At 60.6% G+C, this 14,095-nt stretch carries 13 protein-coding genes; 9 read left to right on the top strand and 4 right to left on the bottom strand.

The features are described 5' to 3' along the window. Positions 1-247 precede the first annotated feature (247 nt). The gene (locus tag QMG46_RS13125) at positions 248-1,039 is read left to right on the top strand and encodes a pirin family protein (protein WP_281848277.1); all 792 of its coding nucleotides are present in this window, start codon (positions 248-250) and stop codon (positions 1,037-1,039) included. A gap of 23 nt (positions 1,040-1,062) precedes the next feature. Here QMG46_RS13125 and QMG46_RS13120 read toward each other — a convergent pair whose 3' ends face one another. Continuing rightward, a complete protein-coding gene (locus tag QMG46_RS13120) occupies positions 1,063-1,974 on the bottom strand; it encodes a LysR substrate-binding domain-containing protein (RefSeq protein ID WP_281848276.1) in 912 nt (303 codons plus the stop codon). 268 nt (positions 1,975-2,242) lie between these two features. On the opposite strand from QMG46_RS13120, the gene QMG46_RS13115 reads away from it, so the two are divergent. Then, the gene (locus QMG46_RS13115) at positions 2,243-2,857 is read left to right on the top strand and encodes an isochorismatase family protein (protein ID WP_281848275.1); all 615 of its coding nucleotides are present in this window, start codon (positions 2,243-2,245) and stop codon (positions 2,855-2,857) included. 121 nt (positions 2,858-2,978) lie between these two features. On the opposite strand, the gene QMG46_RS13110 is transcribed toward QMG46_RS13115, so the two are convergent. After that, the gene (locus QMG46_RS13110) at positions 2,979-3,470 is read right to left on the bottom strand and encodes a DoxX family protein (protein ID WP_281848274.1); all 492 of its coding nucleotides are present in this window, start codon (positions 3,468-3,470) and stop codon (positions 2,979-2,981) included. Between the two features lie 62 nt (positions 3,471-3,532). On the opposite strand from QMG46_RS13110, the gene QMG46_RS13105 reads away from it, so the two are divergent. From QMG46_RS13105 to QMG46_RS13090, 4 genes are read left to right on the top strand one after another with little or no spacing between them, the layout of a single operon-like run. Then, positions 3,533-4,273 (top strand): GntR family transcriptional regulator, encoded by a 741-nt coding sequence (locus QMG46_RS13105; RefSeq protein WP_281848273.1) that lies wholly within the window; start codon positions 3,533-3,535, stop codon positions 4,271-4,273. Between the two features lie 10 nt (positions 4,274-4,283). Then, a complete protein-coding gene (locus QMG46_RS13100; RefSeq protein ID WP_281848272.1) occupies positions 4,284-5,147 on the top strand; it encodes a sulfite exporter TauE/SafE family protein in 864 nt (287 codons plus the stop codon). Continuing rightward, a complete protein-coding gene (locus QMG46_RS13095) occupies positions 5,144-5,464 on the top strand; it encodes a DUF1634 domain-containing protein (protein WP_281848271.1) in 321 nt (106 codons plus the stop codon). The genes QMG46_RS13100 and QMG46_RS13095 overlap by 4 nt, the downstream gene beginning before the upstream one ends. A 49-nt stretch (positions 5,465-5,513) precedes the next feature. Further along, positions 5,514-6,725: an epoxide hydrolase family protein gene (locus QMG46_RS13090; protein WP_281848270.1), complete on the top strand. Its 1,212-nt coding sequence runs from the start codon at positions 5,514-5,516 to the stop codon at positions 6,723-6,725. A 93-nt stretch (positions 6,726-6,818) separates the two neighbouring features. Here the strand turns inward: QMG46_RS13090 and QMG46_RS13085 are convergent, their stop codons facing one another. Together QMG46_RS13085 and QMG46_RS13080 are read right to left on the bottom strand one after the other, a co-directional pair. Continuing rightward, positions 6,819-9,044: an NHL domain-containing protein gene (locus QMG46_RS13085; protein ID WP_281848269.1), complete on the bottom strand. Its 2,226-nt coding sequence runs from the start codon at positions 9,042-9,044 to the stop codon at positions 6,819-6,821. A gap of 494 nt (positions 9,045-9,538) precedes the next feature. Further along, positions 9,539-10,246: a GntR family transcriptional regulator gene (locus QMG46_RS13080; RefSeq protein ID WP_281848268.1), complete on the bottom strand. Its 708-nt coding sequence runs from the start codon at positions 10,244-10,246 to the stop codon at positions 9,539-9,541. Positions 10,247-10,365: 119 nt separating this feature from the next. On the opposite strand from QMG46_RS13080, the gene QMG46_RS13075 reads away from it, so the two are divergent. Genes QMG46_RS13075 through QMG46_RS13065 form a run of 3 tightly spaced genes read left to right on the top strand, consistent with a single transcriptional unit; the run spans position 10,366 to position 14,083 of the window. After that, the gene (locus tag QMG46_RS13075; protein WP_281848267.1) at positions 10,366-11,100 is read left to right on the top strand and encodes an enoyl-CoA hydratase/isomerase family protein; all 735 of its coding nucleotides are present in this window, start codon (positions 10,366-10,368) and stop codon (positions 11,098-11,100) included. A 54-nt stretch (positions 11,101-11,154) separates the two neighbouring features. Further along, the gene (locus QMG46_RS13070; RefSeq protein ID WP_281848266.1) at positions 11,155-12,543 is read left to right on the top strand and encodes an MFS transporter; all 1,389 of its coding nucleotides are present in this window, start codon (positions 11,155-11,157) and stop codon (positions 12,541-12,543) included. Between the two features lie 34 nt (positions 12,544-12,577). Then, positions 12,578-14,083 carry an aldehyde dehydrogenase gene (locus QMG46_RS13065; RefSeq protein ID WP_281848265.1) on the top strand — a complete coding sequence of 502 codons (1,506 nt, stop codon included), beginning with the start codon at positions 12,578-12,580 and terminating at the stop codon, positions 14,081-14,083. Positions 14,084-14,095 lie beyond the last annotated feature (12 nt).

Raw genomic sequence — 14,095 nt, 5'->3', positions numbered from 1 at the left:
GGATCCAGTGGTTTTGCAATCGGTTATCGCGAGAGTCAACAAGCATCTGCTCTATCGCGAAAACCGGCAACCGAAGTCACTGGATCCCGGCCTGCGCCGGGATGACGATTTAGGGGGCAACGCTCCTGAAAGCGCTTCTTTCCTCATGATCGTCCCACCTATTGGAACCTGCGTTCCATGACGCACGACTTCTCCCCCGTCCGGCTTGAACCTAGGCTTTGAAAAGCCCACGGAAAAAGAGGACGGGATGAACAAGAGCCAGCAAAAGCAGCACCCATCGCAGGAGAAGACGCGCCTCGGTCGGCCTGTCTCCGGAAAATCGCAAGTCATCGGCAAAGGCTTCCACGCGCAGCACTTCACCCAGGACATGTTTGGCGGCGCGATGGATCCGCTGCTCATGGTGGACCACTTCGTGATGACGGCACCGACCTTCGAGCCGCATCTTCATACCGGCATCTCCGCCGTCAGCGCTCTCTTTGAAGACACCCGGGGGCAGTTCCTCAATCGTGACTCGCTCGGCCATAACGTCGCGCTCGAACCGGGCGATCTTTACTGGCTGACCGCGGGCCGTGGTGCCGCCCACGAAGAACGGCCCGCCGCCGACGCCCGCATCCACGCCTTGCAAATCTTCGTCAACCTGCCCCACCGACTGAAGGGTGAGCCTCCACGCGCACAGCACGTCCAGGCAGCGGCGATGCCGATCATCACCGGAAAGGATCACCGCGTTCGCGTCATGGTGGGTGCGACCGGTGGCGTCCAGGGTGCGGGTGGCACACCCGAAGACATGACCATGCTCGATGGCACTCTCGGCACCGATGGTGCATTCACCCATGCGCTGCCACAGAGTCGGCAGGCCTGGATTTACGCTGTCAGGGGCAATATCCATGTCGTGCTGGATGGAGAGGCCGTGTCCCTTGAGGCCGGGAACGCGCTGGTTGTTTCTGCCGGCCGATCTGCTGACGTCACCCTGTCGAGCATCGATGGCGGTCAGTTCTTTCTAGCGGCGGCGCGTCCCATTGGAGAAGCTCTCCCTCGATGACGGCACCGGGCGCATCTGTTGATCTACATGAGCACGACTTTGGGAAATTCGGTAGCCAGGTGTTCCAGGAACACCCGGACTGACGGCAACAGGCCCTGCCGATAAGGCAGCAACGCAGTGATCGTGGATTCGCCTGCAAGCCACTCCGGCAGGACGCGGCGCAAGCTCCCTGTCGCTACCATGTCGCGGCACACGTATCCGGGCAGCGCGACGATGCCACAGCCTTCAACCGCAGCCTGCTTCAAGCTCACCATGTCGTCGCTGACCAGACGTGGCGAAAGCGATACGACGACATCGGGACGAGTACCCGCGACGTGGCGTAGCCGCCATCGAGGCAGCACACCCGTGCGCATCATGAACAGCGAAGGATGGTCGGCCAGATCGTCAGGCGACATGGGCATGCCATGCTTGTCGACGTAAGCGGCTCCGGCAAACAGAAACCACGGACTGGGAGCAAGTGTGCGCTGGACTAGGCCCGAGTCGGGCAACGGATCGGAGTGCGCCCGGATGGCCACATCGAAGTTGTCGCCAATGATGTCTACATTCTGGTCCGTCGCGTGAGCCACCAGATCGACCTTGGGATAACGCTCCAGAAAGCTCGAGAGCATATCCCTGACGGCAAACTGCATCGTCGCAACACCCGCAGTGAAGCGTACCGATCCCGATGGTTCATCCAGGCGAAGCTTGATCGCATTTTCGGCTGCCTCTGCCTGTTGCACCATCGCCACGGCATGCCGATAGAAATCGTTGCCCACATCCGTGGTGCCAAAATGCCGTGACGTTCGATTGAGCAGACGCACACCGAGGCTCGCTTCGAGCTGTTGAATGCGGTGACTCAGCGTGGACTTGGGCACCTGCAGCACCCGCGCCGCGGCAGTAAAACCGCCGCGATCGACAACCTGCACGAACAAGTAGAAATCGTTGAGGTCGAGCATGGCTTTTCTCTCAAGTCGGGACTGACCCGCGTCACTGCGGGATAGCTTGCCATGATCGCTGCCATAAAAAGTCATTCGCCCATCCCGACGTGTAGACACAGCGTTCAACCTGTTGGAAGACGAATATCTAACCCACTCATCGTCCAAGAACATGGAAGTTGAATCCCAGCGAAAAACGCTGTTTTCGTCTTGTCTAAGTTTTTCCTCTCTGTCGGAATGACTATGCCTTCAAACGGCACACATCCCACCCCAATCAGAGAGAACTCACATGACCACGCAACGCACCCGCATGACCCGCGACAACACCGCCGTGCTGCTCATCGATCACCAGGTTGGCCTGATGACCGGCGTGCGCGACATGACCGTGAGCGACCTGAAGCACAACGTAGTTGGCCTGGCAAAAGCTGCCAAGGTGCTTGGCTTGCCGATCGTGGCAGTGACGACTGCCCGCGACAGCATGTGGGGTCCCACGGCGTCCGAGCTGAAAGAAGTCCTTGGCAATGGCGAGATCATGGATCGTTCCACCGTCAATGCATGGGACTACGCACCTTTCGTTGCGGCCGTGAAAGCGACCAAGCGCGATCACCTGATCATCGCGGGCCTCTCCTTCGAAGTCTGCGCATCCTTGCCCGCCATTTCGGCGCGCGAAGAGGGCTACCAGCCCATCATCGCGCTCGATGCCTGCGGCACCTTCTCGGCCGCCAAGCGCGAGGCGGGACTGGCGCGGTTGAATACGCTGGGCATCGAAGTTTCCGATTACTCCACCTTGATGGTCGAGATCATGGGCGACAACGCCGATCCGAAAACACTGGATGTTTATGCCGCGCTCGATATGCCCTTCGCCGTTCTTATGGGCCAGGTCGCCCAGGCGCTGAGCAAATAAAGGGCACCTACGGCGGGCAAGTTGCTTTACAACCGCGAAGCTGGTCACGCCGGGGCTCGGCGTAACCAGCTATCGGAACGACGGATAAGAGGTTTCTCAATGCGCCCGAGCGCCGCTCGCATCATTCATTGGACTGAGCAGACCGACCAAGCCAAAGCCTGTCGATTGCCAGCGGACCAGAGCCTCCCAACACCAAGGCGATCAAGCCCGCCAGATAAAGCAGATCCGTCTCATAGCCGGGTTGTCCGAAGTGCGCTCCGGCAACCGTGACCGATTGAAGCTTGATCGAGCTGAAGCCGTTTGGCAGATGCACGGTAAAAATGGCGACCAGCAGCACGACCGCCATCGGGATGCTGACTAGTGGAATCAAGGCGCCGAGCAGCACGGCCAATCCACCCAGCAGCTCGATGGCGACGGTTGCCCAAGCCAGCAGGTCGGGAAAAGGCATGCCAAGCGCATGCAGGATGTTCGCAAAGTCATCGGGTCCGCGCGCCAGCTTGGCGTAGCCGTGTTGCATGAAACCAAAGCCAACGATCAGGCGAAGAGGAAGGGCGGCCCAATGTTGGCGCGGTGCGGAAAATAGCTGCGAGCAGCGTTCGATCAGGGGGTTCACGACATATCCGGGGAGGGGGGATGAGATAGACATCATGATGTCACTATGTCATGATGTCAAACATGAAGACACCATCTGCCCTACCCCTTTATGCGGTCGTCGAGGCCGAAATTGCCTCGTCCATCGGTGATGGCTCCTTTCCCGTCGGTCACCAGCTGCCCACGGAAGACGAGTTGATCCAGCGCTTCTCGGTCAGCCGGACGACGATCCGCAAGGCCATCGAGAACCTCTCCGGTCGCGGTCTGGTCGAAATTCGCCGTGGTACGGGCACCTTCGTTGCGCAACCCAAAATCATCCAGGAGATGACCGAGCTCACCGGCTTTGTCGAAGACATGGATTCGTTGGGTTTGGTCGCAACCGCGCGTGTCATCGACCACGCGATCGTGGCGGCCGACGACGATGTCGCCAGGAATCTCTCGGTGAACGTGGGCACATCGGTCATGCGCATCCGGCGCGTGCGCCTGGCCAGCGGAGTGGCACTTTCATTGGACGAAACTTATCTGCCGCGCGAGATCGGCGAGAAGATCGTCTCGCATGATCTGGCCGCCGAGCCGATCTTCAAGCTGCTTGAACAACGCTATGACATTCCGCTTATCGAAGCGGAATACAAACTCGAGGCAACCGCCGCAAACGACGATGTCGCCCTGGCGCTGGCGGTGGATGTGGGCAGCCCCATCTTTCTTATCGAGCGTACGTCCTACACCGCCGACAATCGGCCCATCGACTACGAGAAACTGCACTATCGCGGCGACCTCATTCGGTTCCGTACCCGGCTCGCTCGTCGCAAGCCTGTCGATCGCTGACGGCATCGCATTGCACATCGGGTTTACCCTCTGGCTGCTTGCCATAGCGATCGGCGCAAGCGCTGTCGGCGGTACGCTGGGCATGGCTGGCGGTATTTTTATCGTGCCGCTGCTTACCGTATTCGGGGGCATGGACATCCGCACCGCGGTAGCGGCCAGCATCGTATCGGTCATCGCCTGTTCGTGCGGCAGCGCGGCCTCCTTCCTGACAAACCGTCTTACGAACATACGCTTGGCCATCACGCTGGAAGTGGCGACCACATCGGGCGCATTGACGGGCGTCCTGCTGGCGAACCGGCTCCCGGCCTCATCGTTGTGCGTATTGTTTGCCGTGGTTTTGCTGATCTCCGCCTGGCAGATGGTCAGCCGGCGACGCGAATCAACGCAACCTGCCGAGCAGGCGCAGGCGTCCGACTGGGCCAGCCTGTTGCGGCTTCATTCCAGCTATCCCGATCAAACGCATGGTCGTCCGGTGTTCTATTGCGTGCGACGCCTGCATCTGGGACTCGCATTGATGTATGGCGCCGGTGTGATCTCCGCCATGCTGGGCATCGGCAGTGGCGTACTCAAGATTCCGGCGATGGACTCGGCACTGCGCTTGCCGATGAAGGTTTCCTCGGCCACCTCCAACTTCATGATCGGCGTGACGGCGACGGCCAGCGGCGTGGCCTATTTCATTCATGGCGACATGCATCCTGCCATCGCCGGGCCGATAGCGCTCGGTTCGGTGATGGGTGCATGGATTGGCGCGCGGCTTCTCATGCTGATACCCAGCGACAAGCTTCGATGGGTGTTCGCGCTGGTGCTGATCGGGCTGGCCGCGCAAATGTTCATGACGGCCCTGGGATTTCATTTCAAGGCAGATGCAGCATGAGCATGGACAGCCCCGGCGAGCGCAAACTGGAACGCCTGTTGGCAAATGTTCTTTCCATCGGAACGTGGCTGGGGTCGGCCGCCATCGCCATCGGATTGACCATGCAGTGCCTGCGTTGGGGACATGTGATGTCAGCCCTCACTTGCGCGCGCACTATTACGGCTGGCATCGCACTTTTTATTCTCCTTCCGATACTGCGCGTTCTGCTGATGGCTATTGCCTTTGTTCGAACGCGTGACGTGATGCTCGGCGTCATGGCCATTGCCGTCCTCGCCGTGATTGGCGTAGCCGCATTCACGGGCATGCGCATCGCCTGAGCGTCGACGCGGATTGCACCGGTTTCTTCATCCTGTGGAGTTGTTCTCGATGAGTCAGCAACCCGAACCTTTTACCGTCCAGGTGGACGATGCCGTACTCGCCGATATCGCCCAGCGACTGGATCGCACCGTATGGCCTGACGACCCGGGAAATGATGACTGGAGCTATGGCGTCAATCGCGCCTATCTGAAAAGCCTGGTCGACTACTGGCGCCATGCATATGACTGGCGCGCCGTGGAACGACGAATCAATGCGTTTCCTCACTATAAAGTGGTATTGGACGGGGTGCCGGTTCATTTCATGCATGTCAAAGGGAAAGGCCCCTCCCCCATGCCGCTCGTGCTCACGCATGGCTGGCCGTGGTCGTTCTGGGACATGCATAAGGTCATCGAGCCACTCACCGATCCCGGCGCGCACGGCGGCGATCCGGCCGACGCATTCGATGTCGTGATCCCCTCACTTCCCGGTTACGGTTTTTCCGGACCATCGCCGCACGCAGGCGTCAACTTCTGGCGCACGGCGGACTTGTGGAACCATCTGATGACGGATGTACTCGGCTACTCGCGCTACGCAACCAGTGGGGGCGATTGGGGCGCCCTGGTGTCTTCGCAACTGGGGCACAAATATGCCGAGCGCCTCTATGGCGTGCACTTGATGCATCCCATGCTGCTGGACCAGTTCAACAGCGATCGCCCGTGGGATGTTACGGCGCGATCCTGGGATACCGGCAAAAAACCACCCGCAGGCAGCACGAAATTCGCCGCGCATTTCGCCGTCCATGTGCTCGATCCACAGACGCTCGCTTATGCGTTGACTGACTCTCCCGTCGGACTCCTGGCGTGGCTGCTGGAACGTTGGCGAGCGTGGGGCGACAGTCATGGCGATCCGGAGCGCGTGTTCTCCAGGGAGCACATGATCACCAACACGATGATCTACTGGGTGACCGGCACGGCGGGATCGTCGATGCGTGCCTATGCCGACGCGGCCCGACATCCTTGGACACCGTCACATGATCGACAACCCGTCGTGGAGGCACCTACCGGCATAACCTTTCTTGGAGGCGAGAATCCGCCCGGCGTCAACACCGAGCAGCGCGTCGCGATCTTCAAGTCGGGCCCGCGTGCGCAGTTCTTCAATACCGTGTACGCGCGTGCCCACGAAACCGGCGGCCATTTCGGGTATTACGAGAATGCGAGCGCAGTCATTGACGATCTGCGCGACATGTTTCGCCCGATGCGAGCGCAGGCCAGACCTGCATAGCCATCAATGCCCTGACGCAAAGCCCCAGGAGCGGCGCAGCAGATTGTGGCCGGGGGATACCAAAGGACTCCCCCGGCCATTCGAAGACCCGCGTCAGTAAATCGGTGGTGCGATCTCCCGCACGCTGAAGTTCTCGCCATCGGAAACATAGATGTTTCCGATGGCGTCCAGTGCCACGTTGTTGGGACTGACCACAGCATTGGTGGCCGGGCCGCCATCCCCAATGGGCGCGGCGCCCGTTGAACCTGCGGTGCCGTTCCCGGCTACGGTGGTGATGATGCCCGTTGCCGCGGAAACTCTACGGACACGGTAATGCCCGAACTCCGAAATGTAGAGATTGCCGGCATGATCCACGGCCAGGCCATTGGGAAAGTTGAGTGTGGCACTCAGCGCCGGGCCACCATCGCCGAGAGCACCGATGCCGCAGCAGTTGGCGACACCCGCGACCTGAGTGATGACTCCCGTCGAAGCGTTGATCTTGCGCACGACGTTGTCGCTGATCTGCGAGAAATAGACGTTGCCCGATCCGTCGACGGCAATGCCGTAACCTCTTACCTCGGCATTGGTGGCCGCTCCACCGTCGCCGGTATCGCCCGACGTGCCATTTCCGGCGAGCGTCGAAAGGATGCCGGTCGACGCGGTAATTTTGGTAATGCGATAGGTCTGATCGGTCACGTAGACATTGCCGGCAGCATCCGCTGCAATAGCCCAGGGAACCATATCGGCCTGCGTAGCAAGGCCACCGTTCCCGGAAAAGCCATAGTTACCGGTACCCGCTATCGTCGTGATAATACCGGTGGTCGCCGACACCTTGCGGATGTGATAGCTGCCCTCGTCCGCAATGTATAAATTGCCTGCGGCGTCCAGCGCGATACTTCCTGGATAGTTCAACTCTGCATTGACGGCCAGCCCACCATCGCCCGCATAGCCTTGCACCCCATTTCCGGCAACTGTCGTGATAATTCCGGTAGTGGGATTCACCTTGCGAACCCGCTGGTTGCTCTTGTCTGCAATGTAAACGTTGCCGGCAGAATCCACCGCCACCTCGTTGTCGTATTCCAACTGCGCCGCGCGTGCTTGTCCGCCATCGCCGGAATAACCACGACCGTTGCCACCGGCCACCGTTATGATGGTCAAGGGCGGCCGATTTGAGCAGGTGACAATCGGAAAGCTCGTGGCGTTGGACTCGACAAATGCAATCGAAGGCCTCATACCGCTTGATGTGCCGGTTGCGGCAATACCTGCATACGGGCAGCAGGGATTGACCAAGTTGAGGTTATTGGTTTCGGCGGTCTCGCCGCTCAGCAGGCACGCCGGCGCGGTCAAGCTTCCGTTGTCCACGGTGGTGCGCACCACCAGGGTCGACCCGCTATTGAGCGTAGCCTGGTTACCGCCGCCCGCGCCAAAGATGTTGAACTCGGCGTAGTTCCATCCCCCTGCCAGATTCAGGACGCTATCAGGGGCCGACATCTTGTAGATAGTCGTACCCGATGCCAGGGTCGCGGTGTCGCTACCGCTGGCGATGCTGCCGCTCAGCGTCAAGTTGCTCAGGTTGGTTATCGCATTGACCCCGTTAGGAACGGAAACCGCGGAACTGTTCTTAAAACAGCCGCCGGACGAAACGGTCCAGCCGCCGGGGCATTGCGTCACGAACAGGAGCCAATACTGAATGTAGACATCGTAAGCGGTGCTACCGACGAATTCGGGGGTATATAGAAATTGCTGCCAACCCTGGCAGTTGGGTCCCAACGCAGCCGTGCAAACCGACGTAGCAAATGGACTCGCATTGAGCTGAAGCGAGTACAGGTTGGCGGTTCCGTTGCCGTTCTCCGATGTCAGGCCACTTACGCTGTCAAATGAGCCCTGCGCAAAGGTCAGCCGCGCACCTGAGATACCTGCGGAGTAATCCGTGCCATTGCCGACCGTTTCGGTCTGCACCGGGCTCCTGAGTGCCCCCTTGTGCAAGAACTGACCGGGGGACTTCGGCGCATAGGGTTGCACCGGCGCCGTCACGCAGGGAATGCTCTCCCACTGCGTCTGCGGGTAGGTCGCCCGATAGCAACCCTCCGCGGCCGCGTTGACCTTGACCGCCGCATTTCTGATGGATTTGAAATTCGACTCCATGGATGCGCGCCAGTCGTCCAGACCTTTGGGTGGAGCTGCGGCATTGATCTCAACTCGACTCGAGGGTGTTGCCGCCAGCGCGGATGCCGAGGAATTGATCTGGGCTTGCGCCGGGAAACAGAAAGCGGCCATCGCACCGCATATCACGGCGATGACGTAACAGGGTCGAATTCGTATCCATTTTAATGCACTCATTCGTCGTTCTCCGTCTGACTGCGGCAAGAAGGTAAGAAATGGAATTGCATACGCCAGCCCGCAACGGCTTCAAGCGCACCGATCTGCCGGTCGCTTTAGCGTGCGAAACAAAATGGCAATCGCGCTCGAACCCTCGTCCAAAAACGAGAGTCGACTAGACTTGGACGGTATTACCAACCAACAAAACCACCAGATTTATGTACTTCCCCATGACGCCTTCGATGACCTATCGAGCGTGCTGAATCACACAAGATGAAGCCTCGAATTTGATAGCGTTCTATCAAAAAATGGTTTGTGCTTTAAATCACGAAACAAAGAAACGCAGTACTTAATCGCCACACCAACCTTAACCAAAGACTTTTAATTTCTAATTGGAAGAAACACGTGGCGCATCGGTAACGGCAAATTCTTACGCATCAATTAATGAAGCACTCGCTGTCGGCTTCCGAAACTTTGTTTTGCAGGAGGGCGCGCTCCTCAAAGACCGCACTACATCAATGCCCTGCGCGCAACACATCCATCGCCGAGTGACAGGCATTGGCGAGCTGTTCGCGCATCAGCTCCGGGCCAGAGGGGTCGCCGTTGACGATCGCATCGCGAATTTTCAATGACTGCTGATGCGAAGCTTCCATGCGGCCCGGCTGACTCATGGCGATACGACGCAAGCGACGTACCGGACCGAGCAAGGTGGTGTGCGTGGCATGCAGGGTGATGTTTTCGGAGAGCGCCATGATGGCGGCGTAGAAACGGTCCAACGCATCGGTGTAGGCCACCGCATCCCCATGGGAAACGGCAGCGCTCATGTCCGCGAGCACTTCGTCCAGACGCGCGGCAGCCATCGGCGAGCGACGTTTGGTCGCCAACTCGACAGCCAGGGATTCGAGCGCTGCGCGCACCGTATAGGTTTCTTCGACGTCGCGCTCGCTGACCTCACGAACGAACACCGCGGCGCGCGGCACGATGGTGACCAGGCCCTCGCGTTCCAACTGCGCAAAGGCTTCGCGAACCGGGGTACGACTCACATTGAGTCGTGCGGCCAGCGTCACCTCGGTCAAGCGCTCGCCCGGCGGCAGCAGGTTGCTGACAATGGCCTCGCGCAAGGCGGGAATGACCACGACGTCACTCAGCGCCTCGCCGCTGCCGCTGGCGGGACGGCGGTTGGCGCGGAGGCGTTCGGCGATGGCGGTAAGCGGATCGGACATGGCGTGCATTCCCTTGGTTGAAGCGTGTCGTGGTGCGTGTCGGAACGGATGCTGCAGTGCAATGTGCATGCGTCAAACCGATTGTATACAGTGTATACAATCTTGTTGAGAGCCCGCTCATGAAGGATAACGTCTCTCCCGCGAAGGTCGACATTGCCCGTGAAGGCGACAGCCTGATCTTCACGCTCGACCATCCCCAGTCCGGCAATGAAATCACCGGTGCGATGTTCGAGGACATGCTGCATAGCCTTCGCGCCGAAGCCGCCTCTCCCACGGCTCAGGTACTACGTATCCGCGCCCAGGGCGAGGTGTTCTGCCGTGGCCGCGAACGAGCCGGCCGCGATGCCACTGCCATCCGCACCGAGGTCGCCCGCCTGATCGCACTCAAGCAGGCCATTCGTGAAACCGCGATGATTTCGGTGGCCGAGGTCCAAGGCGACGCCGCCGGCTTCGGCATCGGCCTGGCGGTACTGTGTGATTTCACCCTGGTCGCCGAGCACGCCACGCTGTCGTTCCCCGAGATGCGCAAGGGCCTTCCACCTGCGGCGATCATGGCTTACCTCGGCCAATACGCGCTGCCCAAGCACATCTTTCCGCTGATCCTGCTGGCCGACGACTTCACTCCGGCACGCGCGCTGGAGATCGGCCTGATCACTACGGTTTGCCCGCGCGACACGCTGCGTGCGCAAGCCGACCGATTGGTCGAACGTATCCTGGCCATGGATCCCGAGGGCACCCGCCAGTGCAAGGCGTACTTCCTTGCCGCGCAGGCGCAATCGATGGACAGTAATTTCCGTCACGCTACTGACTTGCTCACCGTGCAAACACTGCGCCTGCAAGCCCATCAATCCTGATCCTGACACCGGCCGGCACGCCGGTCGGTCTCGATGCTGCTGGAGGACATGTTCATGGCCATCAATGCAGGCGCACGACTGGACCGGTTGCCCATGTCCGCGTTTCATCGGCGCATCATGTGGCTGATCGGCATCGGCATGTTCTTCGACGGCTTCGATATCTATGTCGCCTCGACGGTACTTGGCGCCACCTTGAAAAGCGGTTTCTCCAGCTTGCCGCGGAACGCCATGTTCGTTTCCATGACATTCCTGGGTATGACGCTGGGCGCCTTCGCCACGGGCTTTCTGGGTGATCGCTTCGGCCGGCGTTTCACCTACCAGGCCAACCTGATGATCTTCGGCCTGGCTTCGCTGGCCTCCGCGTTTGCGCCGAACATGGTATTCCTGATCGTGTGCCGCTTTTTCATGGGCCTGGGGCTGGGCGCGGAAAACGTAGTCGGCTACGCCACCATGACCGAATTCGTACCGCCGCAGGCGCGCGGCAGGCTGCAGGGCATCATGGCAGTGTTCGTGGTCACCGGCTTGCCGATCAGCGCGCTCGCCGGATTGCTGCTGGTACCAATGCTCGGCTGGCGCGTGATGTTCGTGCTGGGTGGCCTGGGTGCGATCGCCGTGTGGTATGCGCGCAAGCAGTTGCCCGAATCGCCGCGTTGGCTGGCCGCCAATGGGCATGACCGCGAAGCCGACGAACTGCTCAACCGGATCGAGGCGGAAGTCGCCGCGGAGAAAGGTCCGCTGCCACCGCCCGCCACCACGGTCGCACCGACCTTCTCGCGCGCGTTCTCGTCGCTGTTCTCGCCGCAGATCCTTCCCCGGCTGCTGGTCGGCTGCCTGGTGTTGATCGTGATCAACACCCTGCTCTACGGCTTCGTCACCTGGTTGCCGACGTTCTTTGTCAGCCAGGGCATGGATATCGCCAAGTCGTTCATGTTCGCGTTCGTGATGTCGTTGGGCGCGCCGATTGGCTCGGGCATCGGCGCACTCACCGCCGACCGTTGGGGTCGCAAGAGCGTGATCATCAGCGCTTCGCTGATGGCGATCGTGTTCGGGGCGATCTATCCGTTCGTCGACCAGCCGATCCTGTTGACCCTGGTCGGCCTGCTGCTGGTCATCCCGGTGTACGTGCTGGTGGCGCTGCTGTTCGGCATCTACGTGCCAGAGCTCTTCCCCACCGAAATCCGCCTGCGCGCTGCCGGCATCTGCAACACCTTCGGCCGCGGCGCCACCATCCTCACGCCTTTTGCGGTGGTATGGCTGTTCGGCCACTACGGCATCACCGGCGTGCTCGCGATGATGCTTTCACTGCTGCTGTTGCAGATTGTGGTGGTGGCGGCCTGGGGCGTCGAACCCAAGGGCCGCGGCCTGGAAGAAGTCGCCGCGGGCGATGCGCGATTTCCCCGTGACACGCAGCTGACCCATATCACTCCCCCTCCGCCGCTTTAGAACACGAGCGGCCGCGTAAAACGGAAGACAAGTCATGACCGTGAAACCTGCTGAACCGTTCGATGTGCCGTTGTTTATCGACGGCAAAGAAACGCCCGCCGCCAGCGGGCGCACGATGGATATCGTCAACCCAGCCACGGGACGTGCCATCGGCGCACTTGCCGCTGCCGGCGAGACCGACGTCAACCGCGCTGTCGAGGCGGCGCAGCGTGCGTTCGACAGCGATGTGTGGAGCGGGCTGTCCGTCCACGAGCGTGCGCGTATTCTCAATCGTTTCGCCGATCTGTTCGAGGCGAACATCGAGGACTTCTATCGCCTGGAAACACTCAACAACGGCCGCCCCGTCGCGGAAACGCGCGCGCAGATCTCGCGCTTGCCGCAGTTCTACCGCTATTTTGCCGCGTTGGCGCTGACCCGCCGCAGCGATGTGATTCCCGTCGAAGGGCCATATCTGGTGTACACGCAACGCGTTCCGCTGGGCGTGTGTGCGCTGATGACTTCGTTCAATCATCCCTTGATGATTCTGTCCAAGAGCCTGGCGCCCGCGTTGGCCACGGGTAATACCGTGGTGATCAAACCGTCCGAACAAACGCCGATTACCAGCTTGCTGCTGGTGCGTTTGCTCAAGGAAGCGGGCGTACCCGATGGCGTGGTCAACCTGATCAACGGCGAAGGGCGCGATGCGGGCGCGGCGCTGGCAAAACACCCGGATGTCGCCAAGATCGTCTTCACCGGCGGCACCGCGGTCGGCCGCGAGATCGGCGCAGCTGCCGCACAGCATTTTGCGATGACCACGCTGGAGCTCGGCGGCAAGGGCGCGGTGATCATTTTCGACGACTTCGATATAGAGCGCGCGGTCAATGGCGCTGCGTTCGCGGCCTTTATCGGCGCCGGCCAGACCTGCGTCTGCGGCGCACGCATCCTGGTGCAGCGCTCGGTCTACGACGCATTCCTCGAGCGTTTCCGCGGCAAGGTGGAAAGCATTCGCGTGGGCGATCCCGCCGATGCATCCACGCAGTTGGGACCGGTGATTTCAGCCCGCTCGCGCGATCGCATTCTTGGCATGCTCGAACGTGCGCGCGAAGACGGTGCGAAAGTACTGGCCGGCGGCAATGCGGTACCGGGCGATGGTTTCTATCTGCAGGCGACGGCGTTCTACGACGTCGATCCGCATTCGGAAATCGGCCAGGAAGAAGTGTTCGGCCCGGTGACCGTGATCATGCCGTTCGACGACGAAGCCGACGCACTGCGCATTGCCAACGGCACGCAGTTCGGTCTCGCAGCATCCGTGTGGACCAACGATGTCGCGCGTGCGCACCGCGTCGCCGGCAAGCTCACCTTCGGCATGGTCTGGGTGAACGACCACCACCGGCTCGATCCAGCCTCGCCGTGGGGCGGCTTCAAGAACTCCGGCACCGGCCGCGAGACGGGAGTCGAATCGTTCGACCAGTTCTCCGAGCCGCGCGCCGTCACCATCAACACCAGCGGCGTCACCAACGACTGGTACGACAACTCCGGACAGCCCAAGCGGCTCAATTGACGAGGCATCGAC

Origin of the sequence: Dyella sp. GSA-30, from assembly GCF_027924605.1 — a bacterium.
Taxonomy (GTDB): Bacteria; Pseudomonadota; Gammaproteobacteria; order Xanthomonadales; family Rhodanobacteraceae; genus GSA-30.
This window is presented reverse-complemented; position numbering and strand designations above follow the sequence as displayed.

Coding starts and splice junctions, on each gene's coding strand:
- QMG46_RS13115 (WP_281848275.1), top strand. CDS start 2,243: ATGACCACGCAACGCACCCGCATGACCCGCGACAACACCGCCGTGCTG.
- QMG46_RS13105 (WP_281848273.1), top strand. CDS start 3,533: ATGAAGACACCATCTGCCCTACCCCTTTATGCGGTCGTCGAGGCCGAA.
- QMG46_RS13075 (WP_281848267.1), top strand. CDS start 10,366: ATGAAGGATAACGTCTCTCCCGCGAAGGTCGACATTGCCCGTGAAGGC.
- QMG46_RS13065 (WP_281848265.1), top strand. CDS start 12,578: ATGACCGTGAAACCTGCTGAACCGTTCGATGTGCCGTTGTTTATCGAC.
- QMG46_RS13095 (WP_281848271.1), top strand. CDS start 5,144: ATGAGCATGGACAGCCCCGGCGAGCGCAAACTGGAACGCCTGTTGGCA.
- QMG46_RS13080 (WP_281848268.1), bottom strand. CDS start 10,246: ATGTCCGATCCGCTTACCGCCATCGCCGAACGCCTCCGCGCCAACCGC.
- QMG46_RS13125 (WP_281848277.1), top strand. CDS start 248: ATGAACAAGAGCCAGCAAAAGCAGCACCCATCGCAGGAGAAGACGCGC.
- QMG46_RS13085 (WP_281848269.1), bottom strand. CDS start 9,044: ATGAGTGCATTAAAATGGATACGAATTCGACCCTGTTACGTCATCGCC.
- QMG46_RS13090 (WP_281848270.1), top strand. CDS start 5,514: ATGAGTCAGCAACCCGAACCTTTTACCGTCCAGGTGGACGATGCCGTA.
- QMG46_RS13120 (WP_281848276.1), bottom strand. CDS start 1,974: ATGCTCGACCTCAACGATTTCTACTTGTTCGTGCAGGTTGTCGATCGC.
- QMG46_RS13070 (WP_281848266.1), top strand. CDS start 11,155: ATGGCCATCAATGCAGGCGCACGACTGGACCGGTTGCCCATGTCCGCG.